Below are 25,291 nucleotides of genomic sequence, written 5' to 3'. Positions count from 1 at the left end.
GGGCGACACTCCTTTCTCCCACAGGATTGTCCGGCAATGGCCACCCCTTCACTGACCGCCGCCTCCCCTTCCCCCGTCCTCGAAGCCAGACCGCAGCTGGATAAAAAAGCCAGCCCCTTCACCCTCGTGGTGTTCTTCGCGATCCTCGCCATGGGCCTGTTGTTCACCGCCTACAGCCTGATGCACGACATGCACGAGCTGGGCACCACAGTCACCACCTGGACCCCGTTCCTGCTGCTCGGCGTGGCACTGCTGATCGCCCTGGGCTTCGAGTTCGTCAACGGCTTCCACGACACCGCCAACGCCGTGGCCACGGTGATCTACACCCACTCGCTGCCGCCGCATTTCGCGGTGGTCTGGTCGGGTTTCTTCAACTTCCTCGGCGTGCTGCTGTCCAGCGGCGCGGTGGCCTTCGGCATCATCGCCCTGCTGCCGGTGGAGCTGATCCTGCAGGTCGGCTCGTCGGCCGGCTTCGCGATGATCTTCGCCCTGCTGATCGCTGCCATCCTGTGGAACCTCGGCACCTGGTGGCTGGGCCTGCCGGCCTCGTCGTCCCACACCCTGATCGGCTCGATCATCGGCGTCGGCGTGGCCAACGCCCTGATGCACGGCCGCGACGGCACCAGCGGCGTGGACTGGAGCCAGGCCACCAAGGTTGGCTATGCCCTGTTGTTCTCGCCGCTGATCGGCTTCGCCTTCGCCGCCCTGCTGCTCCTGGCCCTGCGCCTGTTCGTGAAGAACCGCGCGCTGTACAAGGCGCCCAAGCGCAACACCCCGCCGCCGTGGTGGATTCGCGGCATGCTGATCGTCACCTGCACCGGCGTGTCCTTCGCCCACGGCTCCAACGACGGCCAGAAAGGCATGGGCCTGATCATGCTGATCCTGGTCGGCACCCTGCCCATGGCCTACGCGCTGAACCGCACCATGCCGGCCGACCAGGCCCTGCAATTCGCCGCCGTGGCGCAAGTCACCCAACAGGCCCTGGTGAAAAGCGCCCCGCAACCGGCCCCCGCCGACCCGCGCGCGGTGCTTTCCGACTATGTGCGCAGCAAGGAGGCCACGCCGCAGCTGGTCCCGGCCCTGGCGGCCCTGACCGGCCATATCGGTGACGAAGTGAAGGGCTACGGCTCCCTGGCCAAGGTGCCGGCCGAAGCCATGGGCAACGTGCGCAACGACATGTACCTGAGCAGCGAAACCATTCGCCTGATGGACAAGAACCAGGTCGGCGATTTCGACGCCGACACCCAGGGCAAGCTGCAACTGTTCAAGCAGCAGATCGACAACGCCACGCGTTTCATTCCGCTGTGGGTGAAGATCGCCGTGGCCATCGCCCTCGGGCTGGGCACCATGGTCGGCTGGAAGCGCATCGTGGTCACCGTCGGCGAGAAGATCGGCAAGACCCACCTGACCTACGCCCAGGGCGCTTCGGCGGAAACCGTGGCAATGCTGACCATCGGCGCCGCCGACATGTTCGGCCTGCCGGTGTCCACCACCCACGTGCTGTCTTCAGGTGTGGCCGGGACCATGGTCGCCAACGGCGGCGGCCTGCAGATGCAGACCATCCGCAACCTGCTGATGGCCTGGGTGCTGACCCTGCCCGCGGCGATCCTGCTGTCCGGCAGCCTGTATTGGCTGTTCACCCAATTGTTCTGAACACTACCTCTCCTGGTAGGAGCGGCCGGTCGACGCTCGATTGCCCGCGATAGCGTCAGTGGTCACTACACCGTTCAAGGATTCGAAGCGGGTGGTGTCTGTCGCAGCCTTATCGCGGGCAAGCCTCGCTCCTACATGATCGGATCTCAGCTGATGGCAGGCAATCTGCCGCGGCTGCGGCTGGACAGGCCCGCCTGCAAGACAAACGCCAGCACCCCGGTCAGCGGCGCGGAAAAACTCGCCAGCCCGCCGCCGGCCCACATCAGCAACAGGCCCAGGGCGGTCCCGCCGAACCAGGCGCCCAGCCCCGCGCCGTTGAACGCCGCGACGCGCTCGATGGCCGCCACCTCGGTGCGCCCGAACAGGATCTGCGCCAGCGCCACGCCAACCCAGGCGACGACGAAGATGCCCTGGTAAGCCAGCGCCTTGAGCAGATAGGCGAACACGTCCGCCAGCATCAGGACATAGACGATCACTCCCACCGCCAGAGCCCACATCAGGTAGGAACCGCGCACGCCGAAGCGGCCGAAGAACGCCTGCATGTTCAGGGTCGCCAGGTAGTAATTGGCGGTGTTGATGCGGGTTTGCGTGGCCCAGACGAACAGCAGCCCCCACAGCCCCATGAGTTGCAGGATCGCCATCACCACCGAGACTTCGTTGAGCGCGCCTTCGTGGGGAATGCTGCTGACCAGATAGATGCCCGCCGCGCCGTTGAGCAGGAAAGTCACCGCGTAGAACGGCATGCCGAAGTTCCAGCGCCCGTGGTAGCCGGCGTCTTCAGGCTTGCCGAAACGCGCGTAGTCGAAGGTGAACAGCATCAGGATCCACACTCCCATGTACGCCACGAAACAGTCCCACCAGGCAAAGGCACCGGGGCTGGCCGGGCCGAAATCCAGCCACTGCGGTTGGTAGCCATAACGCGCGATCGACAGCCCCACCGCCACCAGCAGCCCGCCCAGGTACACCGGCAGCAGCACGCCGTTGAGCTTGTCCAGCCAGTGTTGCACGCTGCCCAGAACCAGCGGCACGCTGTACAGCACCACCAGCAGGGCCGCCAGCGGATACACCAGCTGCGGGTACAGATGATTGAGCGCCACGGCGATCACCGAGCCTTCGAACACCGCGTAGTAGATCGCCGTGGAGAAGAAGATCAGCGTCGCCAGGCAGGCCCCGCTGCTGCCGAACAGCAGCCGGGAAAACAGCGCCACCGACAACCCGCTGCGCATGGCGAAACGGCTGAGTACGCTGTTGACCAGGCCATAACAGAGCACCGACAGCAGCATGCCGATCAGCGCATTGCGGGTGCCGTGGGCCAACGCCAGGGACGCACCGACCACGATGTAGAACATGGCACTGCACACGGCCCACCAGGCCATGGTCAGCGACAGCTTGCCCATGCGCGCATCCGCGGCGACAGGGAGATTGGCCGGGTCCTGCCCGGTTTGATTCGCTTGCGATAAAGCAGCCATATGCGTGAACTCCAGGACCAGTCAAAGGTTGAAGCGCGGGCAGCCGCCACCGCACCAAAGCGCGATGGCGACCAACCTTTTGGCATTTACCCGCGCCAGGCGGCGGGCAGAATCAGGAAGGGAACAGCTTGCTCAGGCAGGCGAGCTTTTTCTTGTAGGAGCGCCGGGCCTCCAGCGCTTCTTCCAGGGTCACCGCGACGAAACGGGCCTTCTGGTTGGGTTGCATCTGCCCGATCAGGTCGAGGTCGGCGCTGATCACCGTGCCGATCATGGCGTAGCCGCCACCGGACACCGCATCGCGGTGCAGCACTATGGGTTCGAGCCCGGCAGGCACCTGGATCGAACCTATGGGATAGCAACTGTCGACGATGTTCGACGGATCGGAACCGGCGCCGAACGGCTGCTCCCGTGGCTGGAAGCCCAGGGGGCTGCCGCCCTTGAAGCGATAGCCGATGCGGTCGGCTTCCGAACCCACGGTCCAGGGCTCGGCAAAGAAGCTGGCCTTGGCCGCGCCGGTCAGGCGCTCGTAATACAGGCCGGGCACCACCCGCAGGCTGATCTCGCCACCCAGCGCCTGGCGCAAGGCCATGGGCAGGCTGGCTCCCGGCCGGCTCTTGGCGCTGTCGCCCCCCACCGGCAACTCGTCCCCCGCCACCAGCCGCCGGCCCTGGAAACCACCGAGGCCGCCCAGGGCATAGGTCGAGCGACTGCCCAACACCAGCGGCACATCGATGCCACCGGCGACCGCCAGGTAGGCCCGGGCGCCAGCCTTGGGAAAATCGAAGCGCAGCACTTGCCCGGCCTTGACCGCAAAGGCGGTGTCCAGGTGCATGTCCACGCCATCGACCCTGGGTGTCATGTGGGCGCCACAGACCGCCACCAACGCATCGCGGGTGAATACCAGTTCCGGGCCGAGCAATGTGCACTCCAGCCCCGCCGCGCCAGCCGGGTTGCCCACCAGCTGGTTGGCCGCGCTCAGGGCGTACTGGTCCAGGGCCCCGGACGGCGGAATGCCCAGGTGGTAATAACCTTCGCGGCCCAGGTCCTGCACCGAGGTGGCCAGGCCGGGTTTGATGACCTTGATCATGCCAGCACCTCCTGCAACGACTTGGGATAACCGACCGGGTCGGCGAGGAACGCATCCAGGGAGAACTCCACCGGACGGATGCGCAGGTCGAACCGCCCGGCCTCGACCTCGGCTACCGCCCGGTCGTAGGCCTCGCGGTCCATGGGCTTGAACTGCACGATGTCGCCCGGACGGAAGAACACCATGTGTTCCTTGAGGTACGCCAGGTTCTGCTGCGGGTCGTAGATCGGCGCCGGGGTGACGCCGAACATCTGGTAGCCGCCGGCGCCGCGCACCGAGTAGATGCAGCCGAAACAGCCACCGTGGCCGAGGGTCAGCTTTGGCGTGTCGGTGCGCGGCCGCAGGTACTTGGGCACCTGCAACTGGCGCTCGCGCTCGACCATCTGGAACATGAACGGCAGGCCGGCGACGAAACCCACCATCGACACGAACCAGGGCGCGCCACTGTGGGCGGCGATAAACGCCTCGACGTCCACCAGGCCATTGATCCGCGCCGCGTACTCCAGGTCGGTGGCGCTCGGGTCCTGGTGCCGGTCGCGAAAACGCATCAGGGTTTCATGGGTCCAGGGGTCGTTGTACAGCACCGGGATCTCGATGATCCGGGTGTGCAGGGTGCGCTCGGCCACCGCCTCGGCCTCGGCCCCTTGCACGGCTTCGAGCAGTGCGTGGGGGGCAATGCGGTCGGGGTCGAAACGGATCTGGAACGAGGCGTTGGCCAGGCACACGTCGAGTACGCCATCGAGCTCCAGCCGCTCCACGGCGCGGGTCACCGCCATGCCCTTGAAGAAGGCTTCCAGGGACATGCTGTCGCTGACCTCGGCGAACAGGTGCTCGTCAGCGCCGAAGCTGTAGCGGATCGCGGTGTTCATGCGGCACCTCCCATACGGCGTGCGGCCAGCCAGGTTTCCAGGGTGCCGGTATGGAAGTCGGCGTGGTGCAGCCAGGGCTCGGCGAGCAGTTCCCGATGCAGGCCCAGGGTGCTGGCCATGCCAGTCAATGTGCAGTGTTCCAGGGCGATGCGCGCCCGGGCCAGGGCCTCGCCACGGTCGCGACCATGGACGATCAGCTTGGCCAGCAGCGAGTCATAGTACGGCGGCACGCGGTAGCCCGGGTACAAATGACTGTCGACCCGTACACCCGACTCCTGCGGCCAGATCAACTCTTGCACCACGCCGGGGCTGGGGAAGAAGTCCCGGGCCGGGTCTTCGGCGTTGATGCGCATCTGCAAGGCCGCGCCATTGAGGCGGATATCGCTTTGCCGCAACCCCAGCGGTTCGCCGCCGGCAATGCGCAACTGGGCCTGGACCAGGTCGATGCCGGTCACCAGCTCGCTGACCGGATGCTCGACCTGGATCCGCGTGTTCATCTCGATGAAAAAGAACTCGCCGCTGGCCTCGTCATACAGGTATTCCAGGGTACCCGCGCCCCTGTAACCGAGAGCTTCGCTGAGGCGCACGGCGCTGGCGCACAGGGTTTCCCGCTGCAGGTTGTTGAGGACCGGCGATGGCGCTTCCTCGAAGATTTTCTGCCGCCGCCGTTGCAGCGAACACTCACGCTCGAACAGGTGCACCGCGTGCTTGCCATCGCCCAGCACCTGCACTTCGATGTGCCGGGCCTTGCCGATAAAACGCTCCAGGTACAGCGCGCCATTGCCGAAGGCGGTCTGCGCCTCGCGCTGGGCACGGGGGAATTCTTCCGCCAGTTGGCTGGCGTTTTCCGCCAGGCGAATACCTCGTCCACCGCCACCGGCCGAGGCCTTGATCAGCAGCGGAAACCCCACGGCCTCGGCGGCTTGCAGGGCCATGTCGAGTTCGAACAGTTCCCCGGGCGAACCCGGCACCACCGGCACCCCGGCGGCCTGGGCAGTGCGCCGGGCTTCGGCCTTGTCGCCCATGCGGCGAATGGTGTCCGGGCTGGGCCCGACGAAGATCGCCCCCGTCGCTTCCACAGCTGCGGCGAACTCGGCGTTCTCCGAGAGAAACCCGTAGCCGGGGTGCACCGCATTGGCGCCGCTGGCCTGCAAGGCACCCAGCAACGCCTGCACGTTCAGGTAGCTCTGGTCGGCGCGGGCGGGGCCCAGCACCTGCACCTCATCGGCCAGGCGCGCAGCCATGGAGTCGACGTCCGCTTCGCTGCACGCAGCCACGGTGGGGATACCCAGGGCCTTGGCCGCGCGAATGATGCGCACGGCGATTTCGCCACGGTTGGCCACCAGCAGTTTGCTGATGGCTTGAGTACTGATGGTTCGAGTCATGGGCCTGCCCTCACTGGTCATCAAGCGTGGCAACGACCTGACCCGGTTCCACCGGATCACCGTCCTCTATCGCGAAGGCCGTAAGGCGACCAGCCGTCCCGGCGGTCAGTTCGGAAAACTGCTTCATGACTTCGATCAGGCCAATCACGGTGTCGGCGTCGACGCGCTCGCCAACCTCGACGAAGGGCGCCGACTCGGGCGTGGCCTTGCGATAGAAGGTGCCCGGCAAGGGGGTGATAACGGAATGTTCGGCCATGTCTGTTCCTCTTGGAATAGTTGTAGAAAGGCAGGCAAAAAATCTTCGGCGAACCCCGGCGTCTTCGCGCCTGGTGTTGTGGCTGGGGGTTGCGGAGCGGCTCAGCGCGGCGCACGCACCTCGATCCCGGCCTGGTCCAGGGCGGCGCGGGAGGCCTCCACCAGGCACAGGGCGCCAGGGGTGTCGCTGTGCAGGCAGATGGAGTCGAACTCGATCTCCAGGTCCTCGCCCTCCACGGTGCGCACCAGGCCCTGCTGGCAAGCGCGCACCACACGGGCGGCGACCGTGGCCGGATCGAGGGCGCGAACATTGCGGGTGAAGACGATGGAGCCGCTGAGGTCGTATTCGCGGTCGGCGTAGAACTCGCGGACCACTGGCTGGCCCAGCTCCTTGGCCACCCGCCAGATCACCGAGCCGGGCATGCAATACAGCAGCAGCCCGGGTTCCAGGACTTGCAGGTGTTCAACCAACAAGCGGGCGGCTTCTTCATCCCGCGCCAGGTGCATGTAGAGCGCGCCATGGGGTTTGATGTGTTGCAGCGCCACGCCCTGGACCCGTGCCAGTTCGCGCAGGGCGCCGAGCTGATAGAGCATGTCGTCCACCAGTTCCTGGGCCGGGGCATTGATGTGCCGGCGGCCGAACCCCACCAGGTCGCGGAACCCCGGATGGGCACCGATGGCCACGCCCAGACGCTTGGCCTGCTCGACGGTACGCCGCATGGTGCCGGGGTCGCCGGCATGAAAGCCGGTGGCGATATTGGCCGAGCTGATGAAGCCCATCAGCTCGTTGTCGACGCCATCGCCGATGGTCCAGGGGCCAAAGCTCTCGCCCATGTCCGAATTGAAATCCACTGCCTGCATCGCTGTTGCTCCAACTGCTCGTGACTTCGTGCAGTGGAAATTACGGCCGCCCTTGACCCCTTGGGAAGATCTATTATCAGATACGGTATCTTCTGAAAAACAGATACCGACACTCATGTAGGAGCGAGGCTTGCCCGCGATGGCGTCAGTGATCCCACCACCGGTTCAAGAGTCTGGCCCGGTGGCGTTTGTCATGGCCTCATCGCGGGCAAGCCTCGCTCCTACAGAAGCCTTGAGGAATTCGTGATGTCCCTCACCCTGCGCCAGGTCCGCTACTTCGTCGCCACCGCCGAGATCGGGCAGATTTCCCAGGCGGCGATCCACCTGAACATCTCCCAGTCGGCGGTGACCACGGCAATCAAGGAACTGGAAGCCATGCTCGGCGTGCAGCTGTTCCTGCGTTCGGCCCAGGGCATGAACCTGACCGACGCCGGACGGCATTTTCTCAACCGCGCCTATGTGATCCTGCGCAGTGTCGACGATGCGCTGAACAGCCCGCTGCCAGACTACCGCGCCAGCGGCGTGCTGCACCTGGCGGCCAGCTACACGGTGATCGGCTACTTCCTGCCGCACCACCTGCAACGCCTGGAACACTGGCATCCGGACGTGACCATCGAGGTCCACGAACAGGAACGCCAGGCCATCGAACAGGGCCTGCTGGAAGGCCGCTTCGACATGGCCGTGGTGCTGACCGCCAACCTCACCCACCCGGACATCGTCTCCGAAACCCTGTTCAACTCCGAACGCCGCCTGTGGCTGCCCAGCCATCACCCACTGTGCGAGCGCGCCACCGTCAGCCTCGCCGACGTGGCGCAGGAACCCTACATCCTGCTGACCGTCGACGAAGCCGAACAGAGCGCCATGCGCTATTGGGAAAACGCCCGGCAGAAACCCCGGGTGCGGGTGCGCACCAGTTCGGTGGAGGCGGTGCGCAGCATGGTGGCCAACGGCAGCGGCGTGGCGATCCTCTCGGACCTGGTGCACCGCCCCTGGTCGCTGGAAGGCAAACGCATCGAAACCCTGAGCGTGAGCGACCCGGTGACACCCATGAGCGTCGGCCTGGCCTGGCATCGCGAACGGGCGTTCACCCCGGCGATGCAGGCGTTTCGCGACTACTTCCACGACGCCTTCCTTGCGCCGCAGCAGCTGTCGGCACGGCGTTAAGCCGCGCCAAAACGCCAGGAGCGAGCGGGATCGCGATGAGGTACGCGGTACATTCGATCGACCGCGCTACGTGCATCGCGAGCCCGCTCGCTCCTACAGGGGATGGGTGTCAGGAACAGCGCGTGGCCGGGTTCTGCGCCCAGCGTTTGGCGGTGCCGGCAATGCGTTTGGCCAGTTCGCCGATGGCCCGCTGATGGGCCTGGACCAGGCTCGACAGCTCGACGCTGGCCGGCTGGCTGATGCGGCTGCTGCAGGTCAGGCTGCGGCGCTCGACGCCGTCACCGCGCAGGCGCAGGTTCCACACCACGTCGATCAGCGCATAACGCCCCGGCACCGATTCGAAGCGGCGCACATCGGTCTGCAACGACAGGATTGGCTGCCCCGCCGACTTGGGCAGGCCTTCCAGGTTGCGCGTGCCCAGTTGCTGCTCCATCTGGCTGGCCAGGGCATCGTGGAACTCGTCCACCAGCGGCGCGCTCCAGCGCGCGGTTTCCAGGATCGCCAGGGTGCCGCCGTCCTGGCGTACCACGACTTGCGGCTGGTCGACCTGCATCGGGATGCGCACCCCGGCCATCTCGAATTGCAGGGCCGGCGCCGCGACGCCAGCGGGCGCCGGCTCGGGCGCCGGCGGCATCAGGGTGTAGTAATGGGTCGGCGCCGAGCTGCAGGCCGCCAGGCCCAGGGACGCGATCAGCAACGCGAGAGTTTTTTTCATGGCTGGACTTCCGATTCAGGCTCACGAGAAGACGAGGTCGAGGATTTGTAGGCGTCCGGCTGGTTGTCCTTGAGCCGCCCGCGGATCAGTGCTTCGGGATGCCGGCTGAGGAAATCGGTGAGCACCCGTACCGAACGGGCGGTGCGCTGCACTTCGTCCATCGCCTGGCCCAGTTGCAGGCGCTGCGGCGAGTCCTCGGCGAAGCTGTCGTTGGCCGTGGTCAGGGTTTTCTTGGTCTGTTCCAGGGTGTTGCGCATTTCTGGCAGCACCTTGCCGTTGACGTTCTCCAGGGTCTTCTGCATCTCGGTCAGGCTGCCATTGAGGTTGTTGGCGATGGCATCGATCGGCAATTTGCTGATCTTCTCCACCACTCGCTGCAACTGCTCCTGCAGCTTGTCGAGCCCGCCCGGTACGGTAGGGATCTCCAACGGCCGCGCGGTCGCATCGAAAGCCACCGGCTTGGCGTTGGGGATGAAGTCCATGGAAATGAGCAGTTGCCCGGTCAGCAGGTTGCCGCTGCGCGCCTGGGCCCGCAGGCCATGCTGGACGAAGGTACTGATCAGGTAGCCGGCGCGACTTTCGTCGGCACCGCTGAGTTTCTCCAGTTGCTGATGGACCTTGCCCAGCCGCGCCGGGTAGATCACCACGCCGACCAGGGTCGAGAAACTCTTTTTCTGCTCGTCGTAATCCAGGTCCATCGACACCACCCGGCCGATGTTCACCCCGAGGAACTCCACCGGCGCATTGAGCGCCAGCCCGCGCAGGGTCTGGTCGAAACGCATGCGCATGTAATACGGGTCGCCATCGGGCGGCGCCAGTGCGGTGTCCGGGTCGGCGAACAGCTGGTAGCTGGCGTTTTCCTCGGCCGGCTTGGCGTTGGGGCTGTACTTGGGTTCGACGAAGGCAATGCCGCCGGCGAGGATCGACGAGATGGATTCGGTGTTGACCTTCAGGCCGTTGGCGCCCAGGGTCACGTCCACGCCGCTGGCGTTCCAGAAGCGTGAGTCGGTGGTGACGAACTGGTCGTTGGGCGCGTTGACGAAGATCCGCACGTCCACGCCCTTGCCGTTTTCCGACAGTTTGTAGGAAATCACCTGGCCCACTTCGATGCGCCGGTAATAGACCGGCGAACCGACGTCCAGCGAACCCAGGTCATCGGTGCGCAGGGTAAAGCGCTTGCCCTTTTGCCCGTAGGTCACCGGTGGTGGCGTTTCCAGGCCGACGAAGCTTTTCTTGCGCTTCTCTTCCTGGCCGGCGTCGGCGCCGATAAAGGCCCCCGACAGCAGGGTGTCAACCCCGGACACACCGCCGGCGCCAATACGCGGACGCACCACCCAGAACATCGAGTCGGCGGCGGTGAAGGACTCCGCCGACTGGTCCAGCTCGACCTTGGCGATCACCTTGCTGCGGTTCTTGCTCAGGGCGATGGAGGTGACCTTGCCGATCACCACGTTCTTGTATTTGACCTGGGTCTTGTTGGCTTCCAGGCCTTCGGCGGTCTGGAAGCTGATGGATATCTCGGGCCCGGCCGACAGCGACTTGTGCACCAGCATCGACAGGCCGACCAGGGCCGCGACTATGGGCACGATCCACACCAGCGAAACATTGAACCGGCGCGTCCTGACCGCGGGGGTGCCCGGCCTCGCTGGCGCGCTTGAAGCGTTGGAACCTGGATGATCAGACATCTTCAACCTCTACATCCCAGATGAGCCGGGGATCGAAACTCATGGCCGCGAACATCGTCAGGACCACGACCAAACCAAAGAACAGGATGCCCATGCGTGGCTCGATCGAGCTCAGGGCGTGGAATTGCACCAGCGCCGCCACCAGGGCGACCACCAGCACATCGAGCATCGACCAGTAGCCGATCACCTCGATAAAACGGTACAGCTTGGCGCGCTCGCGCATCGCCCAATGGCTGCGGCGCTGACAGGTGATCAGCAGCATCCCCAGGACGAAGAACTTGATGCACGGCACCACCACGCTGGCGATAAAGATCAGCAGGGCAATGTCCCAGGAGCCGTGCTGCCAGAACTCCAGCACGCCACTGAGAATAGTGTTTTCGCTGCCGCTGCCGAAGATCTGGGTATACATCACCGGCAGCACATTGGCCGGGATGTAGAAAATCAGGCTGGCCACCAGGAAGGCCCAGGTGCGGCTCAGGCTGTTGGGTTTGCGCGCATGCACCACGGCCTCGCAGCGCGGGCAGTAGTGAACGTCCTGCGGGCAGGTCTGGCCGCAGGTGTGGCACAGCATCAGGCCCAGGTCGCGGGCGTAGGGAGGCTGGCTCATCAGTAGCGGCCCTCCAGGTCGGTCCAGAGGCGGCGGATGCCCTTGCCGGAGATCAGGATGATCAGCACCGTCAGCATCGCCAGCGACCACAACCCCAGGCCCGGGTGCACGTCGAGCATGCCGGCCAGCTTGACGATGGCCACCAGGATGCCCAGCAGGCACACCTCCAGCATGCTCCACGGCCGCAGGTGCTCCAGGGCACGCATGCAGGCCTTGAAGCCCGGCGCCGCGCGCCCGATGTTGGCGAACCCCAGCACCCAGCAGAGCAAGGCGATCTGCAGGCCGGGCGCAAGGATGATGGCCAGGCCGGTGACGGCGGCGATCAGGCTGATGCGGCCCTGGGCCAGGGCTTCGACCGACTGCCAGAGGGTGGCTTCGTTGCTCAGGCCTTCGAGGCTGATGCCGATCACCGGGAAGGCGTTGGCAAACACGAACAGCAGCGCTGCGGTGATCGACAGGGCCAGCAACTGCTGCACGTTCAGATGTTGGGCGCGCTCCAGCACCGCCCCGCAGCGCGAGCACTGGGAGGTCTGGCCTTTTGCAAGCGGCACGGATTCGTACAGCGAATCGCAATGCTCGCAGATGATCCAGTTGGGAGAGAGTGTCATGGTCTTCGAGTCAGGTGGGACAGCGGAGGGCGCTGATCCATGGCGCGTATTCTCTGCAAAAGTAGAGGATGGTGTCTAGTTTTACCTGAGGACTGCAAACGCTCTGGTGCGCCATAATGTATGCTCCTTGCCGCCTCTCAGACCATGAACGATTCAAAAATGCTCCCGGCCAAAAACCCGCGCTCGCCGAAACAGACTCGTGGCCATGAACGGGTCACGGCGATTCTCGACGCCTGCGCCCACCTGCTGGTCAGCCAGGGAGTGGCCAGCCTGACCATGCATGGCATCGCGCGCGAAGCCGGCACCTCCATCGGTTCGCTGTACCACTTCTTCAGCGACAAGCAGAGCGTGCTCGACGCCCTGGGCCAGCGCCATATCGACGCCATCGACCAGATCACCGCCAACCTCCTGGCCATCGACCCGGCCACCTGGGTCGAGTTGAACAGCCAGGAGGTGATCGACCGGATGATCATGCCGATCATGGAATACCTCGAGACCCACCCCGACCTGCTGCAGATGATCAGCCCCACCTTCGCCCCCGGCCAGCTCCAGGCCCCGGACGTTCATGCGCGGATCCAGGAAACCTACGACCGCATGCTCGCCCTGCGCCTGCCCACCGCCAGCGCCACGGAACGCGACGCCTACGTGACGGCCATGCGCGGATTGCCCATCGGCCTGTTCCAGGTTGCTCTGGAGAATAGTCAGCTCAAGAGCATTCTGCTGCTGCAGGAAGTGCCCAGGGCGATGAAGGCCTACCTCGAGGCCATCGAACGGCACCACGCCGCCCGCTGACCCCTGCTGTTTTCAACTGGCGCGATCGAGCGGGCGACGCAGCATCAACCGCTCCCGCACCAGGTCGTAACCCCAGTGATAGACATAGGTGTACGGCAGGAAGAACAGCAGCACGCCGAGGTCGAGAATCAGCGCCTGCATCAGGCTGACCTGCAGCCACCAGGCAATCAGCGGCACGCTCACCGCCACCAGGCCGCCCTCGAACAGCAGCGCATGGGCGACCCGGGTCCAGCCGCTGGGTGCCAGGGCCAGGCGCTTGAGCAGGCGGTCGAACAGGCCATTGAAGACCACGTTCCAGGCCAGGGCGATCAGGCCGATGGCGATGGTCGCCACGCCCATGTCGACAAACGGCTTGTCCATGATCCAGGCCAGCAGCGGCGTACACAGCGCGAACGCCAGCAACTCGAAGCCCACGGCCTGGAAAACGCGTTCGGTCAAGGATTTGGTGCTGCTCATGATCCGGCTCCCGCCAGTGAATGTGGTTGCCATGATCACCTCCCCTCCCGATACTTCATAATCAGTAACCATCGATCAAGGCGATAGTTCATGGCCTCACACGAAGTACTGCTGGCCTTTGTCCAGGCGGCCACCCAAGGCTCGTTTTCCGCCGCCGCGCGCAAGCTCGGCAAGAGCCAGTCGACCATCAGCGCGGCGGTGGCGAGCCTGGAGATCGACCTCGACCTGCAACTGTTCGACCGCAGCAGCCGCAAGCCCGCCCTCACCCCGCAAGGCCGCGTCATGCTGCAACGGGCCGAAGACATCCTGGCCGCCACCAGCCGCCTGGAAATGGCCGCCAGCCAGCTGGCCCAGGGCGTGGAAGCCAAGCTCACAGTGGCCCTGTCCGACACCTATCAGTCGGATCGTTTCGAAACCTCGCTGAGCGCCTTCGAACAGCGCTACCCGGACCTGGAACTGGAATGCCTGATCGCCGAATGCGACGACCTGATCGAGCTGGTCCAGCGCGGCCGGGCGCAGATCGCCTTCGCCGAAATGCAGCCCGACTACCCGGCGGACCTGGACCATGCGACGGTGGACGAGCGCACGGAAATCGCCCTGTTCGTGTCGCGCAATCACCCCTTGGCGGCGCTGAAACATATCGACCAGGCCCGGCTGCAACAGCACCGCGAACTGCGCCTGGCGACCATCGTCAACCCCTACGACAGCCGGGCCAAGGGCCGGGTATGGTCGGCGCCGAGCTACCTGATGCTGCTGGAAATGGCCCAGGGCGGTTTTGGCTGGGCGCCCCTGCCGCGCTGGCTGGTGGAGCGTTTCGGCGCCGACAGCCTGGTGGAAATCGATGCCCGTGGCTGGCCGCGTAACGTGGCGGTCGATGCCCTGTGGTCGCGCCTGCACCCACCTGGCCCGGCGGGCGGCTGGTTGCTGGGGCGGATGCTGGAATAGTCGCGACGATCGGCCGGAACGGCTGCGGCGTATTCGAAATCGCCGAAGGCCTTCGGCCTTATCGCAGCCTGCGGCAGCGGCTACAGGGTTCGCCAGGATTCAACTCAGAGGGTTTTCAGTGCTTCGAGCCTGTTCTCGATAAAGCGCCGCTCCGGTTCCTGGCGGGTCAGTTCCAGGGCCCGCAGATAGGCCTGCCGTGCCGGTTCGACGCGGCCCAACTGCCGGCAGAACTCGGCCCGCGCCGAATGGGCCAGGTGGTAATCCTGCAATTCGCCCCGGGCCAGGATCGCCTCGACCCGCTCCAGGCCGGCCAGCGGCCCGTCCCGCTGGGCGATGGCGGCCGCGCGATTCAGCTCGATCACCGGCGAAGGCATGGCACGCAACAACACGTCATACAGGCCAATGATCTGCTGCCAGTCGGTTTCCCCGGCCGTCGCCGCCTCGGCATGCACCGCGGCGATCGCCGCCTGCAGGCAGTACGGGCCGAAACGCCGGGTGCCCAGGGCGTGCTCCACCAGGGCGCAGCCCTCGGCGATCAGTTCGCGATCCCATAGCGAGCGGTCCTGCTCGTCCAGCAGCACCAGTTCCCCGGTGGCCGAGGTTCGCGCCGGGCGCCGCGACTCATGCAGCAGCATCAAGGCCAGCAAACCCATCACTTCCGGTTCCGGCAGCAGCTCCAGCAACAGGCGCCCGAGGCGGATCGCCTCATGGGTCAGGTCCTCGCGGGTCAGCTCGGCGCCCATCGATGCCGAATAGCCTTCGTTGAACACCAGGTAAATCACCCGCAACACGCTGTCCAGGCGCTCGGGCAGCTCGCCCAGGGACGGCACCTGATAAGGGATGTGCGCATCGCGGATCTTGGCCTTGGCGCGCACGATGCGCTGGGCGATGGTGGCCGGCGTCGAGAGAAAGGCGCGGGCGATTTCCTCGGTGGTCAGGTCGCAGATTTCCCGCAGAGTCAGCGGCACCTGGGCGTCCGCCGCCAGCGCCGGGTGGCAGCAGGTGAAGATCAGGCGCAGGCGGTCGTCTTCCAGGTCCTCCTCGCTCCAGTCAGCCTGCTCCAGCTCTTCGAGCTGGCTGACCAGCGCCGCCTGGGACGCGGCGAACCGCGCCCGCCGGCGCAAACCGTCGATGGCCTTGAAACGCCCGGCCGACACCAGCCAGGCCCGCGGATTGTCCGGCACGCCGTCGCGCTGCCAGCGCTCGACCGCGACGAAAAACGCCTCGTGCAAGGCTTCTTCGGCGAGGTCGAAATCCCCCAGCAGGCGGATCAGGGTCGCCAGGATCCGCCGCGACTCGTTGCGATAGACCGTCTCTACCAGCGTCTTGACGCTGTCTTGCGCGGCCGCCGGCATCAGTCCGGCATGCCTCGGGTCACCAGGCTTTCCAGGCGATCCAGGCTCTGCCCCCAGCCCTCGTGGAAACCCATGGCTTCATGGGCCTGCCGGTCCTCTTCGCTCCAGTGCATGGCGCGGGCGGTGTAGAGGGTCTTGCCATCCAGGTCGTCGAAGGTCACCTCGGCGCTCATGAAGGCCTTGCCCGAAGGAATCCAGCCCGGCAGGAAGGCGTCGGTGAACACCAGCCGCCGCGGCGCATCTATCTCCAGGAACACGCCCATGGTCGGGTATTCGTTGCCATCCGGGGCGCGCATCAGGGTGCGAAACTGGCCGCCGACCCACAGGTCCATTTCACACTCGGGGGTGGTCATGCCGTGGGGGCCCCACCATTGCACCAGCAACTGCGGTTCGGTCCAGGCGCGGAACAGCTTGCCGGGCGGCGCATCGATCAGGCGACTGATGGACAACTCATATTGGGCGGGCGCAGGGCCCAGGCTGCGGTCGGTCATTGCGAAACTCCTGCTTATGATTGTTTTCAGGGCTCGTTTTCCAAGGTGGCGATCAGGGATTCAACTCGCGCACCGGGCGCACCTCGACGCTGCCGACCCGGGCCGCCGGGATGTTGCCGGCGACCTGGATGGCTTCGTTGAGGTCCTTGGCATCGATCAGGTAGAACCCGGCCAACTGTTCCTTGGTTTCGGCGAACGGGCCGTCGGTGATCGACAGCCGGCCGCCGCGCATGCGCACCGTGGTCGCGGTCTGCACCGACTCCAGGGCCTCGGCGGCGAGCATCCGGCCGCTGCCCTGCACCGACTCGGCGTAGGCCATGCACTCGGTGTCCTTCGGGCTCTCCGGCAGGCTGTGCAACAGCTGTTCGTCGCTGTAGACCAGGCATAGGTATTTCATGGGGCTCTCCTCGATCGAGCTGATCAACTATGGCTGCAGTTTCAGGCTTTGGCGAAAAACCCGACGATCAGGGTTGCAGGTCGAACAATGCGGTGCCGCTCATCATGTCGAACGGCGCCGACCAGTGTTCGTGGACCACTTTCCACTGCCCACCAATACGCTGGTAACCCGCGGTCACGCGCATCCAGCAGGCCTTGGTCTCGCCCTTGTCGTCGGTGCCGCCACAGTGGGCCAGCCAGTGGGCGAAGGCGATGTCGTTGGCGCCGACTATGTGCAGTTGCTCGAAGTCGAAGATGCCAGGGCCGGGGCAGACTTCCATGCAGGCCTTCCAGTGCGCGCGGTAGGCTTCCTTGCCCTTGAATTGCAACGCGGTCACGGCGTCGAACGAGGTGATGTCGTCGGCGTAGTAGCTGACGATGCGGTCGATGTCCTTGACCATCACGGCCTGGCGCCAGGCGTCGATCAGGCTGCGGATTTCGCTTTCGGTGGTTTGGGCGTTCATGGCAGTTCTCCTTGCGATTGAGTGACACGGGCTCAAGGTGGCCGCCGCAGGGCGACCGTTAAATCGTGAAGACACCCTTAGTCGTCTGGCCGCCCGGCAAATCGACAAGGCCAGGAAAAAAACCGGGACCCCGGGCAAAATCGCTAGAATCGCCACTCCCGCAGCCCACCCTCAGTGCCCGGATATGGATAGCCCAACGACCACCCGACTCGTGCCCTACGAACAGCTCGACGCCACGCAATTGCAGCAGCTCGACGCGCTCGAGGTGCACCCGCAGCAGAAGAGTTATTCCGGCGATATCTACACCGCGCTGCATACCCTGCTCAAGGCGCCGGAGCCCGGGATCAAGGGCTTCGCCCTATTGGCCGACGAAGTTCCGGTGGCGTTCCTGCTGCTCAAGCGCCCGCCGTTCCTGCCCCATTGGGCCGACCCCGACACCGCCACCCTGCATGCCTTGCAGGTCGATCACCGGGTCCAGGGCCAGGGCTATGGCCGCGCCTGCCTGCAAGCCCTGCCCGCCGCCGCTCGCCAGGCCTGGCCGGAGATCAAGGGGCTGATGCTGTCGGTGGACGCGGACAACGCAGCGGCCTTCAACCTCTACCTGAAGCAAGGCTGGGTCGACAGCGGCGAGGCCTACCGGGGCCGCATCGGCTACGAACGCCGCCTGGCCCTGATTTTCTGACGTTACCCAGGAGAAGCATGATGCTGACCACCCTCGAGCAACTGGAAGCGATCTACGGCCAACCCCTCGAACGGGCCGTGCGCAAGGAAATCCCCTTCCTCAACCCGGACTACCAGGCCATGGTGCGCGCCTCGCCGCTGGTGATCCTGAGCACCAGCGGCCCCGACGGCATGGACGGCTCGCCCCGCGGCGATGTCCCGGGTTTCGTGCGGATCATCGACGAGCGCACCCTGGCCCTGCCCGACCGCCCGGGCAACAACCGCATCGACAGCCTGCGCAATATCGTCAGCGACCCGCGGGTGGCCCTGCTGTTCATCATCCCGGGCATCGGCGAGACCCTGCGGGTCAACGGCCGGGCGCGGATCTCGGCCGAGCCGGCGCTACTGGACAGCTTCGCGGTGAATGGCAAACCGGCGCGCACGGTGATCCTGGTGGACGTCGAGGCGGCCTACTTCCATTGTTCCAAGGCCATCGTGCGTTCCGACCTGTGGAACCCCGAGCACTACCTGGAACGCTCGGCCCTGCCCTCGGCCGGCGCCATCCTCAAGCGCCTCTGCGACGGCCAGTTCGACGCCGACCGCTACGACCGGGAAATGCCGGAGCGGGTGCGCAACAGCCTGTATTGAGGGGTTCTTGTAGGAGCGAAGCTTGCTCGCGATGAAGGTTAACGCGGTACATCAGCCAGACCGCGGCGTCCCTATCGCGGGCAAGCCTCGCTCCTACAGGGGGGTGTCGTGGAATGGCAGGCAGAAAAAAGGGCTGCATCGCTGCAGCCCTTGGGCATTTGTATTGATCACAGCTGCAAGCAGTAGTCGATCAACTGCTTTTCAACGCTCTGTCGTTGGCCGATCACCAGCGCTACCACAACCAGGTTTTCTGCCGGATAGATTTCATACAGAACCCGCTGGCCCATGGGCAGAAACTCATGAAAATGCGTCACCCCCAGGGAGGCCGCTTGCTGGCAAACAGCATAGGTATGGGCCTGCTCACTCAGGGTCGAGATGATCTGCATAACCAACTGGTCAACGAATTGCCCAGCCTTGCGGGCGCCGCACTGCTGAATCAGGTACTGCTCCAGGGCAATCACACCGTGTTCGGCCGCAGTGGCGAACTCAACCCTGCAGGTTTTCTGCATCTTCGTCTTCTTGTTGCGCTTGACGGCGCTGGGCCAGGCGCTCCAGCAGCGTATCGCCGCTGATCAGCTTGCCTTGCTCCTTGTCGCGCCCGGCGAACGAAAGCAGCTTGATCAAGGCTATCGCCTCATCTCGGCGCTTACGCTCTTCGTAGGACTCGATCACATAAGCCGGAACCCCATTCTGCGTGACCAGCATGGGCTCGGAGAGGTCGAGATCAGCAGCGTTCTTTTTGACAAAACTGATGGTTTTAATGCGCATGGTTTATCTCCTGCGCTTTGCGCAGCGGTGAATCCAGCGCAGAAGCTGGTCTGAATTTAGACTACAAAAGAACCAGCAGCAAATGACATGTGTTACCGAGGAAGATTCAGCACCATCTCATGCCAGGCCATGCCGCCATGGTCCGACGCCGAGGCCTTGAGGTAGACGAAGCCAAAACGCTCGTACAGCGGCACATGCCGCTCCTTGCACATCAGGTTGATGCTGGCCTTGCCCAGGCCGCGCATGCGCTCGATAAAGGCCTCCAGCAAACGCCGGGAAACACCCTGGCCCTGATAGTCCGGATGCACCACCACCGACATGATCACCACATGAGGCCCGGCCGGGTCGTGGCCGATCAGTTCCTTGAAGGCCTCGTCGGCCATCTCGACCTCGAAGGCCGCGCCGGAATTGATGAAACCGGCCACCACGCCCTCCACTTCGGCGACGATGAAACCCTCGGGCCAGGTGGCGATGCGGGTGGCAATCTTCTCCCGGGTGGCGGCTTCGTCGCCTTCGTAGGCCAGGGTTTCGATGGCGAAGCAGCGGTCCAGGTCAGCGGCGGCGACCTGACGGATCAACAGGCTGGATAAGGTCATGGGGAACAGATCGGCTATGGGAAATGCCGCCGATCATAAAGTAATAAGGCTTGCATATCGAACGGCGGCAAGCCCGTAAAACCTGCATATAGTCGCTGTCATCCGCACGCCGACCGGGTTATTTATCAGGGCTCAATCAATCCCATCCTGGTCGAGTACGGAAGTCGCCATGAGCAATGTTCAGATCGGTTTGCTGGTGCTGTTCGGCATCAGTGCGTTCGGTTTTGTCACCCTGTCCATCGACCTGTGGCGCGCCCGCCGGCCGGGCAAGGGTAAATGACCGGGCCCGTCGCAGGCCCGGTCCGTGGCTCACTGTTCCTTGAGCGGTAGCCAGATTTCCAGCACGCCCTGGCCGGTGTCGGGGTTGAAGTCGGCGCTGTAGCGTTCGAATTCCGGCGCATCGGCGGCTTCGCGCCCGGACTGCGGCAGCCAGGTTTTCCAGATGTACTGAAAGGTCTGTGGCAGGCTCGCCAGCGGCCCCTGGTGCTCGAACACCGCATACTGCTGTGGCGGTACCTCGACCCAGCGGTACAGCTCGGGCAGGTCGTCGAGCTTGCTGATCTCGACCCCGGCGATGTATTCGAAGCCGCCCTTGCCGTCGGGGTTGCAGCAGAGGCCGTAGGTCACCTCCCCCACCTGGCCGGGGATCTTGCCGAGATGGGGAATGAAGCGTTCCCAGAGTTCAGGAATGCGCTGCGTCGTCTCGGGAGTGAAACGCCCGCCAAGACCGGCGATCAGCAGAAAGCGCCCCTTCTCGAAACGCGGCACCGGCCCGCTGACCTGTTTTTGCTCATCCATGATGCGACTCCTGCCTGAAAAATGGGTTCGGCAGGGAGTATAGAGGCCAAACCCGAATCGCCTGCATCAGAGCGCGGGAAGTTCCGCGACCGCCGCGCCGACGATGAACTCCTGGTAACCGGACAGGATCACGTAGACCGCGAAATAGCAGAAGATCGCCGCAGATGCCAGGTAGGAGTAACGCAACAACTTGTCCCCCAGCAGCTTGCCGCCCTGGGTCGCGGCAAAGCACAGGCCCACAACCCAGGCCAGCCCGGCGCAGAAGAAACCGCTGAGGAACAGCCCGGAGCTGAGCAGGTCGCCGCCACCGGAACGGGCAATCAGGGTCCCGCCCACCGCGGCGAACCAGAGGATCGCGCTGGGGGACGACATGGCCAGGAAAATACCGCGGAAAAACTCCTTGCGCGGCGAACCGTTGTCGACCTCGCCGGTCTCGGCCAACACCGCGCTGTGGTGGATCGCCGAATAGATCATCTTCGCCGCGAAATACACCAGCAGCGCCGACCCGCCGATCCACAACACCCAGCGCACCGCCTCGTACTGCAGCAGCACGGTCATGCCGGCCAGCGCCAGCACCGCGTAGACCAGGTCACCGACACAGGTGCCCAGGCCCAGGCAGAAACCCTGGAAGTAGCCACGCTGCATGGCCAGGGTAATCATCGCGATATTGGCCACGCCTATGTCCAGGCACAGCGAAAGGCTCAGCAGAAAGCCGCTGGTAAACTCCATCATTCATCCTGTTCGATGCGGTTGTTCGAGTGGGGGGTATTTAACGCGGGCGGGCCCGGCAAACACAATGCGCAGGCTGCGAATCCCGCCACGACGATGCAAATCCCTGTCCAGGCAGCGCCGCTGCCGGCGAAAAAATAGTTGTCGCCCCCCTCTGGACAGCCTGGCGCCACAGCCCTTATCGTCTGCCCCCAGGCCACCGCAGTGGCCGACGTCGCTCGGACGGTTCCGGGCGCTCACGTACTCGAGGCAACAATGGCCGAACAAGGTTCGCCGCGCCGCTTTGCGCGCATAGATCGACTCCCCCCCTACGTATTCAATATCACTGCCGAGCTGAAGATGGCTGCGCGTCGGCGCGGCGAAGACATCATCGACTTGAGCATGGGTAACCCCGACGGTGCGACTCCGCCGCACATCGTCGAGAAACTGGTCACCGTCGCCCAGCGCGAAGACACCCACGGCTACTCCACCTCCAAGGGTATCCCGCGTCTGCGCCGGGCCATTTCGCGCTGGTACAAGGATCGCTACGAGGTCGATATCGACCCGGAAAGCGAAGCCATCGTCACCATCGGTTCCAAGGAAGGCCTGGCGCACCTGATGCTCGCCACCCTGGACCAGGGCGACACCGTGCTGGTGCCCAACCCGAGCTACCCGATCCATATCTACGGCGCGGTGATCGCCGGCGCCCAGGTGCGTTCGGTGCCGCTGGTGCCGGGCGTGGATTTCTTCGACGAGCTGGAACGGGCCATCCGCGGCTCGATCCCGAAACCGAAGATGATGATCCTCGGCTTCCCCTCCAACCCTACCGCGCAGTGCGTCGAGCTGGACTTCTTCGAACGGGTGATCGCCCTGGCCAAGCAGTACGACGTGCTGGTGATCCACGACCTGGCCTACGCCGACATCGTCTACGACGGCTGGAAAGCCCCGTCGATCATGCAGGTGCCGGGCGCCAAGGACATCGCGGTGGAGTTCTTCACCCTGTCCAAGAGCTACAACATGGCCGGCTGGCGCATCGGCTTCATGGTCGGTAACCCGGAGCTGGTCAGCGCCCTGGCGCGGATCAAGAGCTACCACGACTACGGCACCTTCACCCCGCTGCAGGTGGCGGCCATCGCTGCGCTGGAAGGCGACCAGCAGTGCGTGAAAGACATCGCCGAGCAGTACCGCCAGCGCCGCAATGTGCTGGTCAAGGGCCTGCACGAGCTGGGCTGGATGGTCGAGAATCCCAAGGCTTCGATGTACGTCTGGGCAAAGATTCCCGAGGCCTACGCGCACCTGGGCTCGCTGGAGTTCGCCAAGAAGCTGCTGGCCGAGGCCAAGGTCTGCGTCTCGCCAGGGGTGGGTTTCGGCGAGTACGGCGACGACCATGTGCGTTTCGCCCTGATCGAAAACCAGGACCGCATCCGCCAGGCCGTGCGTGGTATCCGCGGCATGTTCCGCGCCGATGGCCTGGTGCAGAAAGGCTGATACCCACCGACAAACAAGCAGGCACAAAAAACCGCATCGCTGCGGTTTTTTTGTGCCTGTCTGCCGACCCCGTAGCCGCTGCCGCAGGCTGCGATAAGGACCGAAGGGCCTTCAGCGATTGCAAGATCGCTACGGCCGTGCCGGCCGATCGCAGCCTTCGGCAGCGGCTACAGGGCTCGGCTTACACCACCAGCGACAGCAGCAGGATAAAGATCAGGCCGACCACCGAGAGGATGGTTTCCATCGCGGTCCAGGTCTTGAAGGTTTCCGCCACGGTCATGTTGAAGTACTGCTTCACCAGCCAGAAACCGGCGTCGTTGACGTGGGACAGGATCAGCGAACCGGCACCGGTGGCCAGCACCAGCAGCTCACGGTTGACCCCGGGAATCATGCCGACCACCGGTACCACGATGCCCGCGCCAGTGATGGTCGCCACGGTTGCCGAACCGGTGGCGATGCGAATCACCGCCGCCACCAGCCACGCCAGGAGGATCGGCGAGATCTGTGCGTTGACCGCCATATGGCCGATCACGTCACCCACGCCGCTGGTCACCAGCATCTGCTTGAAGCCACCGCCGGCACCGATGATCAGGATGATCGCCGCGGTCGGCGCCAGGCTGGCGTCGAGCAACTTGAGGATCTGCTTGGAGCCGATGCCCTGGCGCGAACCGAAGGTATAGAGCGACAGCAGCAAGGCCAGCAGCAGCGCGCTGATCGGGTGACCGATCATGTCCATCCAGATGCGGAAGAAGTGCCCGTCCGGGAAGGCCACGTCGGCGAAGGTCTTGAGCAGCATCAGGAACACCGGCAGCAGCACGGTCAGCAGGGTCACGCTGAAGCTCGGCAGGTTGGCCGAGGTGTTTTCGCGTGCCAGCTGGTCGACCAGTTCCTGGGACGGATGACCCGGGATGTGCTTGGCGATGAAGGTGCCGTAGATCGGACCGGCGATGATCGCGGTCGGCAGGGCAACGATCAGGCCGTAGAGAATGGTCTTGCCGATGTCGGCGCCGAACACGCCGATGGCCAGCAGCGGGCCCGGATGCGGCGGCACCAGGCCGTGCACCGCGGACAGGCCGGCCAGCAGCGGGATGCCGATCTTGATGATCGACACGCCGGTGCGCCGGGCGACGATGAACACCAGCGGGATCAGCAGCACGAAGCCGATCTCGAAGAACAGCGGGATGCCCACCAGGAAGGCGGCGAACATCATCGCCCACTGCACCCGCTCCTTGCCGAACGAGCGGATCAGGGTCTGGGCGATCTGATCCGCGCCACCGGATTCGGCCATCATTTTGCCGAGCATGGTGCCCAGCGCGAGGATGATCCCGACGAAACCGAGTACACCACCGAAGCCGTCCTGGAACGCCTTGATGATCTTGTCCACCGGCATGCCCGAAGTCAGGCCGAGGAAACCCGCGGCGATGGTCAGGGCGATGAAGGGATGCAGCTTGAATCGGGTGATCAGCACGATCAGCCCGATAATGGTGACCACTGCGTCTACCAGCAGATAGGTCTCTTGGGACATGCCAAACATGGGGTTGCCTCCGGTTTGTTGTTTTTATTCAAGCGTTAAAAACGTGAGCCGAGTGGGATAGCGCTATCTGTGTGAACCGAAGCTTATCGGGATGAATCCAGCCCGTGCTCCAGCCACCAGCCATGGGCCTGTTCGGCCAGCCGGTCAACGCTGTGGATGGTGGCGTCCAATGCCAGGGTCAGGGGTTCGCCCACGGGAGATTCGAGGGTGGCGAACTGACTGTCGATCAGGGTCGAAGGCATGAAATGCCCCGGACGGTGGGCCACGCGATCGGCGGCCACCTGTGGTGTCAATTGCAGGAAAACGAAGCCCAGGCCGGGCGTGGCGCTGCGCAGGCGGTCGCGGTACTTGCGCTTGAGCGCCGAGCAGGTCAGCACCGGACGCTGTCCGGCGGCCAGGGCACGACGCAACTCGTCGCACAGGCTGTCGAGCCAGCCGGCACGGTCGTCGTCGTTCAGGGGAATACCGGCACTCATCTTGGCGATATTGGCGGCAGGGTGGAACGTATCGCCTTCAATGGCCGTGGCGCCGCTGCGCTGGCACAGCGCTTCACTGACGCTGGACTTGCCGCAGCCGGCAACGCCCATGATGACCAGGGCGGTGATGGGTTGACTCATGTAACACCTCAGCGCGCAGACAGCGCTACCTTCGCTCTTGAAAATGCTAGTGCAAAAATAGTTTCTGCCGACGCCTTCTTGTCATTTTTGTGGGTTGCCGCGTATATAGGCCGCGAAACCAAAGAGTGCGGGTCAGGCCGACCGCGCTCACGCATTGCAGCTGTTTCGAGACAGCGCT

General features: G+C 64.6%; 29 protein-coding genes. 7 read left to right on the top strand and 22 right to left on the bottom strand.

The genetic code is table 11. The features are described 5' to 3' along the window. The first annotated feature begins 36 nt into the window (after positions 1–36). On the top strand, positions 37–1,653 hold the full coding sequence (locus tag NRG23_RS27375) for an inorganic phosphate transporter (RefSeq protein ID WP_257372994.1): 1,617 nt from the start codon (positions 37–39) through the stop codon (positions 1,651–1,653). Positions 1,654–1,799: 146 nt separating this feature from the next. Here NRG23_RS27375 and NRG23_RS27370 read toward each other — a convergent pair whose 3' ends face one another. The 6 genes from NRG23_RS27370 to NRG23_RS27345 form a co-directional block, all read right to left on the bottom strand. After that, complete coding sequence (locus NRG23_RS27370) at positions 1,800–3,122, bottom strand: cytosine permease (RefSeq protein ID WP_257372993.1); 1,323 nt, start codon at positions 3,120–3,122, stop codon at positions 1,800–1,802. A 112-nt stretch (positions 3,123–3,234) separates the two neighbouring features. Beyond that, on the bottom strand, positions 3,235–4,209 hold the full coding sequence (locus NRG23_RS27365) for a biotin-dependent carboxyltransferase family protein (protein ID WP_257372991.1): 975 nt from the start codon (positions 4,207–4,209) through the stop codon (positions 3,235–3,237). Then, complete coding sequence (locus tag NRG23_RS27360) at positions 4,206–5,078, bottom strand: allophanate hydrolase subunit 1 (protein WP_016703888.1); 873 nt, start codon at positions 5,076–5,078, stop codon at positions 4,206–4,208. Before NRG23_RS27360 ends, NRG23_RS27365 begins: the two co-directional genes overlap by 4 nt. Then, the gene (locus NRG23_RS27355) at positions 5,075–6,463 is read right to left on the bottom strand and encodes an acetyl-CoA carboxylase biotin carboxylase subunit (RefSeq protein ID WP_041984577.1); all 1,389 of its coding nucleotides are present in this window, start codon (positions 6,461–6,463) and stop codon (positions 5,075–5,077) included. The genes NRG23_RS27360 and NRG23_RS27355 overlap by 4 nt, the downstream gene beginning before the upstream one ends. A gap of 10 nt (positions 6,464–6,473) precedes the next feature. Beyond that, complete coding sequence (locus NRG23_RS27350; RefSeq protein WP_038634370.1) at positions 6,474–6,719, bottom strand: acetyl-CoA carboxylase; 246 nt, start codon at positions 6,717–6,719, stop codon at positions 6,474–6,476. 101 nt (positions 6,720–6,820) lie between these two features. Beyond that, positions 6,821–7,579 carry a 5-oxoprolinase subunit PxpA gene (locus NRG23_RS27345; protein WP_028683194.1) on the bottom strand — a complete coding sequence of 253 codons (759 nt, stop codon included), beginning with the start codon at positions 7,577–7,579 and terminating at the stop codon, positions 6,821–6,823. A 246-nt stretch (positions 7,580–7,825) separates the two neighbouring features. On the opposite strand from NRG23_RS27345, the gene NRG23_RS27340 reads away from it, so the two are divergent. Continuing rightward, positions 7,826–8,743 carry a LysR family transcriptional regulator gene (locus NRG23_RS27340; protein ID WP_016703884.1) on the top strand — a complete coding sequence of 306 codons (918 nt, stop codon included), beginning with the start codon at positions 7,826–7,828 and terminating at the stop codon, positions 8,741–8,743. 109 nt (positions 8,744–8,852) lie between these two features. On the opposite strand, the gene NRG23_RS27335 is transcribed toward NRG23_RS27340, so the two are convergent. Genes NRG23_RS27335 through NRG23_RS27320 form a run of 4 tightly spaced genes read right to left on the bottom strand, consistent with a single transcriptional unit; the run spans position 8,853 to position 12,358 of the window. Continuing rightward, positions 8,853–9,458, bottom strand: coding sequence for a membrane integrity-associated transporter subunit PqiC (locus NRG23_RS27335; protein ID WP_016703883.1), 606 nt, complete (start codon positions 9,456–9,458; stop codon positions 8,853–8,855). Beyond that, positions 9,455–11,143, bottom strand: a complete 1,689-nt coding sequence (locus NRG23_RS27330; RefSeq protein WP_257372987.1) for an intermembrane transport protein PqiB — start codon at positions 11,141–11,143, stop codon at positions 9,455–9,457. Before NRG23_RS27330 ends, NRG23_RS27335 begins: the two co-directional genes overlap by 4 nt. After that, positions 11,136–11,750, bottom strand: coding sequence for a paraquat-inducible protein A (locus tag NRG23_RS27325; protein WP_009050358.1), 615 nt, complete (start codon positions 11,748–11,750; stop codon positions 11,136–11,138). Before NRG23_RS27325 ends, NRG23_RS27330 begins: the two co-directional genes overlap by 8 nt. After that, positions 11,750–12,358 (bottom strand): paraquat-inducible protein A, encoded by a 609-nt coding sequence (locus NRG23_RS27320; RefSeq protein WP_009050359.1) that lies wholly within the window; start codon positions 12,356–12,358, stop codon positions 11,750–11,752. The genes NRG23_RS27325 and NRG23_RS27320 overlap by 1 nt, the downstream gene beginning before the upstream one ends. Before the next feature lie 144 nt (positions 12,359–12,502). Here NRG23_RS27320 and NRG23_RS27315 point away from each other — a divergent pair, with 144 nt between their 5' ends. Beyond that, positions 12,503–13,150, top strand: a complete 648-nt coding sequence (locus NRG23_RS27315) for a TetR/AcrR family transcriptional regulator (protein WP_009050360.1) — start codon at positions 12,503–12,505, stop codon at positions 13,148–13,150. Between the two features lie 12 nt (positions 13,151–13,162). Here the strand turns inward: NRG23_RS27315 and NRG23_RS27310 are convergent, their stop codons facing one another. Next, positions 13,163–13,606 carry a multidrug/biocide efflux PACE transporter gene (locus tag NRG23_RS27310; protein WP_038634379.1) on the bottom strand — a complete coding sequence of 148 codons (444 nt, stop codon included), beginning with the start codon at positions 13,604–13,606 and terminating at the stop codon, positions 13,163–13,165. Between the two features lie 90 nt (positions 13,607–13,696). Here NRG23_RS27310 and NRG23_RS27305 point away from each other — a divergent pair, with 90 nt between their 5' ends. Further along, positions 13,697–14,551: a LysR family transcriptional regulator gene (locus NRG23_RS27305; RefSeq protein ID WP_038634382.1), complete on the top strand. Its 855-nt coding sequence runs from the start codon at positions 13,697–13,699 to the stop codon at positions 14,549–14,551. 104 nt (positions 14,552–14,655) lie between these two features. Here NRG23_RS27305 and NRG23_RS27300 read toward each other — a convergent pair whose 3' ends face one another. From NRG23_RS27300 to NRG23_RS27285, 4 genes are all read right to left on the bottom strand, one after another. Further along, positions 14,656–15,906, bottom strand: a complete 1,251-nt coding sequence (locus NRG23_RS27300; protein WP_124301983.1) for an RNA polymerase sigma factor — start codon at positions 15,904–15,906, stop codon at positions 14,656–14,658. Then, positions 15,906–16,397, bottom strand: a complete 492-nt coding sequence (locus NRG23_RS27295) for an SRPBCC family protein (protein WP_009050364.1) — start codon at positions 16,395–16,397, stop codon at positions 15,906–15,908. Before NRG23_RS27295 ends, NRG23_RS27300 begins: the two co-directional genes overlap by 1 nt. Positions 16,398–16,449: 52 nt before the next feature. Next, complete coding sequence (locus tag NRG23_RS27290) at positions 16,450–16,794, bottom strand: YciI family protein (RefSeq protein WP_257372983.1); 345 nt, start codon at positions 16,792–16,794, stop codon at positions 16,450–16,452. Positions 16,795–16,861: 67 nt separating this feature from the next. Further along, positions 16,862–17,296, bottom strand: a complete 435-nt coding sequence (locus tag NRG23_RS27285; RefSeq protein WP_009050365.1) for a nuclear transport factor 2 family protein — start codon at positions 17,294–17,296, stop codon at positions 16,862–16,864. A 184-nt stretch (positions 17,297–17,480) separates the two neighbouring features. On the opposite strand from NRG23_RS27285, the gene NRG23_RS27280 reads away from it, so the two are divergent. Together NRG23_RS27280 and NRG23_RS27275 are read left to right on the top strand one after the other, a co-directional pair. Beyond that, the gene (locus NRG23_RS27280; protein ID WP_009050366.1) at positions 17,481–17,978 is read left to right on the top strand and encodes an N-acetyltransferase; all 498 of its coding nucleotides are present in this window, start codon (positions 17,481–17,483) and stop codon (positions 17,976–17,978) included. 20 nt (positions 17,979–17,998) lie between these two features. Then, on the top strand, positions 17,999–18,604 hold the full coding sequence (locus NRG23_RS27275; protein WP_016703878.1) for a pyridoxamine 5'-phosphate oxidase family protein: 606 nt from the start codon (positions 17,999–18,001) through the stop codon (positions 18,602–18,604). A 167-nt stretch (positions 18,605–18,771) separates the two neighbouring features. Here the strand turns inward: NRG23_RS27275 and NRG23_RS27270 are convergent, their stop codons facing one another. The 5 genes from NRG23_RS27270 to NRG23_RS27250 all read right to left on the bottom strand — a co-directional run bounded on the left by NRG23_RS27270 (position 18,772) and on the right by NRG23_RS27250 (position 21,495). Then, on the bottom strand, positions 18,772–19,113 hold the full coding sequence (locus tag NRG23_RS27270; protein WP_103330937.1) for a hypothetical protein: 342 nt from the start codon (positions 19,111–19,113) through the stop codon (positions 18,772–18,774). Next, a complete protein-coding gene (locus NRG23_RS27265; protein WP_009050369.1) occupies positions 19,091–19,372 on the bottom strand; it encodes a type II toxin-antitoxin system Phd/YefM family antitoxin in 282 nt (93 codons plus the stop codon). Before NRG23_RS27265 ends, NRG23_RS27270 begins: the two co-directional genes overlap by 23 nt. Positions 19,373–19,464: 92 nt before the next feature. Next, positions 19,465–19,968, bottom strand: coding sequence for a GNAT family N-acetyltransferase (locus tag NRG23_RS27260; protein ID WP_009050370.1), 504 nt, complete (start codon positions 19,966–19,968; stop codon positions 19,465–19,467). Positions 19,969–20,277: 309 nt separating this feature from the next. Further along, positions 20,278–20,766: a GyrI-like domain-containing protein gene (locus NRG23_RS27255; RefSeq protein ID WP_053269743.1), complete on the bottom strand. Its 489-nt coding sequence runs from the start codon at positions 20,764–20,766 to the stop codon at positions 20,278–20,280. Between the two features lie 66 nt (positions 20,767–20,832). Then, a complete protein-coding gene (locus tag NRG23_RS27250) occupies positions 20,833–21,495 on the bottom strand; it encodes a LysE family translocator (RefSeq protein WP_009050372.1) in 663 nt (220 codons plus the stop codon). Between the two features lie 255 nt (positions 21,496–21,750). On the opposite strand from NRG23_RS27250, the gene alaC reads away from it, so the two are divergent. Next, positions 21,751–22,962: an alanine transaminase gene (gene alaC / locus NRG23_RS27245; RefSeq protein ID WP_007925133.1), complete on the top strand. Its 1,212-nt coding sequence runs from the start codon at positions 21,751–21,753 to the stop codon at positions 22,960–22,962. A 181-nt stretch (positions 22,963–23,143) separates the two neighbouring features. On the opposite strand, the gene NRG23_RS27240 is transcribed toward alaC, so the two are convergent. Together NRG23_RS27240 and NRG23_RS27235 are read right to left on the bottom strand one after the other, a co-directional pair. Beyond that, positions 23,144–24,496, bottom strand: coding sequence for a GntP family permease (locus tag NRG23_RS27240; protein ID WP_009050373.1), 1,353 nt, complete (start codon positions 24,494–24,496; stop codon positions 23,144–23,146). Between the two features lie 83 nt (positions 24,497–24,579). Next, positions 24,580–25,113 (bottom strand): gluconokinase, encoded by a 534-nt coding sequence (locus NRG23_RS27235; RefSeq protein WP_007925131.1) that lies wholly within the window; start codon positions 25,111–25,113, stop codon positions 24,580–24,582. Positions 25,114–25,291 lie beyond the last annotated feature (178 nt).

This window comes from Pseudomonas sp. T8, assembly GCF_024610635.1.
GTDB classification, from domain to species: Bacteria; Pseudomonadota; Gammaproteobacteria; order Pseudomonadales; family Pseudomonadaceae; genus Aquipseudomonas; species Aquipseudomonas chlororaphis_I.
Note: the sequence above shows the minus strand (reverse complement) of the source record. Positions and strands in the feature narration are given on the sequence as shown.

What these genes read in the sequence shown, in the direction of transcription:
- NRG23_RS27375 (WP_257372994.1), top strand. Translation starts at nt 37, where the DNA reads ATGGCCACCCCTTCACTGACCGCCGCCTCCCCTTCCCCCGTCCTCGAA.
- NRG23_RS27370 (WP_257372993.1), bottom strand. Translation starts at nt 3,122, where the DNA reads ATGGCTGCTTTATCGCAAGCGAATCAAACCGGGCAGGACCCGGCCAAT.
- NRG23_RS27365 (WP_257372991.1), bottom strand. Translation starts at nt 4,209, where the DNA reads ATGATCAAGGTCATCAAACCCGGCCTGGCCACCTCGGTGCAGGACCTG.
- NRG23_RS27360 (WP_016703888.1), bottom strand. Translation starts at nt 5,078, where the DNA reads ATGAACACCGCGATCCGCTACAGCTTCGGCGCTGACGAGCACCTGTTC.
- NRG23_RS27355 (WP_041984577.1), bottom strand. Translation starts at nt 6,463, where the DNA reads ATGACTCGAACCATCAGTACTCAAGCCATCAGCAAACTGCTGGTGGCC.
- NRG23_RS27350 (WP_038634370.1), bottom strand. Translation starts at nt 6,719, where the DNA reads ATGGCCGAACATTCCGTTATCACCCCCTTGCCGGGCACCTTCTATCGC.
- NRG23_RS27345 (WP_028683194.1), bottom strand. Translation starts at nt 7,579, where the DNA reads ATGCAGGCAGTGGATTTCAATTCGGACATGGGCGAGAGCTTTGGCCCC.
- NRG23_RS27340 (WP_016703884.1), top strand. Translation starts at nt 7,826, where the DNA reads ATGTCCCTCACCCTGCGCCAGGTCCGCTACTTCGTCGCCACCGCCGAG.
- NRG23_RS27335 (WP_016703883.1), bottom strand. Translation starts at nt 9,458, where the DNA reads ATGAAAAAAACTCTCGCGTTGCTGATCGCGTCCCTGGGCCTGGCGGCC.
- NRG23_RS27330 (WP_257372987.1), bottom strand. Translation starts at nt 11,143, where the DNA reads ATGTCTGATCATCCAGGTTCCAACGCTTCAAGCGCGCCAGCGAGGCCG.
- NRG23_RS27325 (WP_009050358.1), bottom strand. Translation starts at nt 11,750, where the DNA reads ATGAGCCAGCCTCCCTACGCCCGCGACCTGGGCCTGATGCTGTGCCAC.
- NRG23_RS27320 (WP_009050359.1), bottom strand. Translation starts at nt 12,358, where the DNA reads ATGACACTCTCTCCCAACTGGATCATCTGCGAGCATTGCGATTCGCTG.
- NRG23_RS27315 (WP_009050360.1), top strand. Translation starts at nt 12,503, where the DNA reads ATGAACGATTCAAAAATGCTCCCGGCCAAAAACCCGCGCTCGCCGAAA.
- NRG23_RS27310 (WP_038634379.1), bottom strand. Translation starts at nt 13,606, where the DNA reads ATGAGCAGCACCAAATCCTTGACCGAACGCGTTTTCCAGGCCGTGGGC.
- NRG23_RS27305 (WP_038634382.1), top strand. Translation starts at nt 13,697, where the DNA reads ATGGCCTCACACGAAGTACTGCTGGCCTTTGTCCAGGCGGCCACCCAA.
- NRG23_RS27300 (WP_124301983.1), bottom strand. Translation starts at nt 15,906, where the DNA reads ATGCCGGCGGCCGCGCAAGACAGCGTCAAGACGCTGGTAGAGACGGTC.
- NRG23_RS27295 (WP_009050364.1), bottom strand. Translation starts at nt 16,397, where the DNA reads ATGACCGACCGCAGCCTGGGCCCTGCGCCCGCCCAATATGAGTTGTCC.
- NRG23_RS27290 (WP_257372983.1), bottom strand. Translation starts at nt 16,794, where the DNA reads ATGAAATACCTATGCCTGGTCTACAGCGACGAACAGCTGTTGCACAGC.
- NRG23_RS27285 (WP_009050365.1), bottom strand. Translation starts at nt 17,296, where the DNA reads ATGAACGCCCAAACCACCGAAAGCGAAATCCGCAGCCTGATCGACGCC.
- NRG23_RS27280 (WP_009050366.1), top strand. Translation starts at nt 17,481, where the DNA reads ATGGATAGCCCAACGACCACCCGACTCGTGCCCTACGAACAGCTCGAC.
- NRG23_RS27275 (WP_016703878.1), top strand. Translation starts at nt 17,999, where the DNA reads ATGCTGACCACCCTCGAGCAACTGGAAGCGATCTACGGCCAACCCCTC.
- NRG23_RS27270 (WP_103330937.1), bottom strand. Translation starts at nt 19,113, where the DNA reads ATGCAGAAAACCTGCAGGGTTGAGTTCGCCACTGCGGCCGAACACGGT.
- NRG23_RS27265 (WP_009050369.1), bottom strand. Translation starts at nt 19,372, where the DNA reads ATGCGCATTAAAACCATCAGTTTTGTCAAAAAGAACGCTGCTGATCTC.
- NRG23_RS27260 (WP_009050370.1), bottom strand. Translation starts at nt 19,968, where the DNA reads ATGACCTTATCCAGCCTGTTGATCCGTCAGGTCGCCGCCGCTGACCTG.
- NRG23_RS27255 (WP_053269743.1), bottom strand. Translation starts at nt 20,766, where the DNA reads ATGGATGAGCAAAAACAGGTCAGCGGGCCGGTGCCGCGTTTCGAGAAG.
- NRG23_RS27250 (WP_009050372.1), bottom strand. Translation starts at nt 21,495, where the DNA reads ATGGAGTTTACCAGCGGCTTTCTGCTGAGCCTTTCGCTGTGCCTGGAC.
- alaC (WP_007925133.1), top strand. Translation starts at nt 21,751, where the DNA reads ATGGCCGAACAAGGTTCGCCGCGCCGCTTTGCGCGCATAGATCGACTC.
- NRG23_RS27240 (WP_009050373.1), bottom strand. Translation starts at nt 24,496, where the DNA reads ATGTTTGGCATGTCCCAAGAGACCTATCTGCTGGTAGACGCAGTGGTC.
- NRG23_RS27235 (WP_007925131.1), bottom strand. Translation starts at nt 25,113, where the DNA reads ATGAGTCAACCCATCACCGCCCTGGTCATCATGGGCGTTGCCGGCTGC.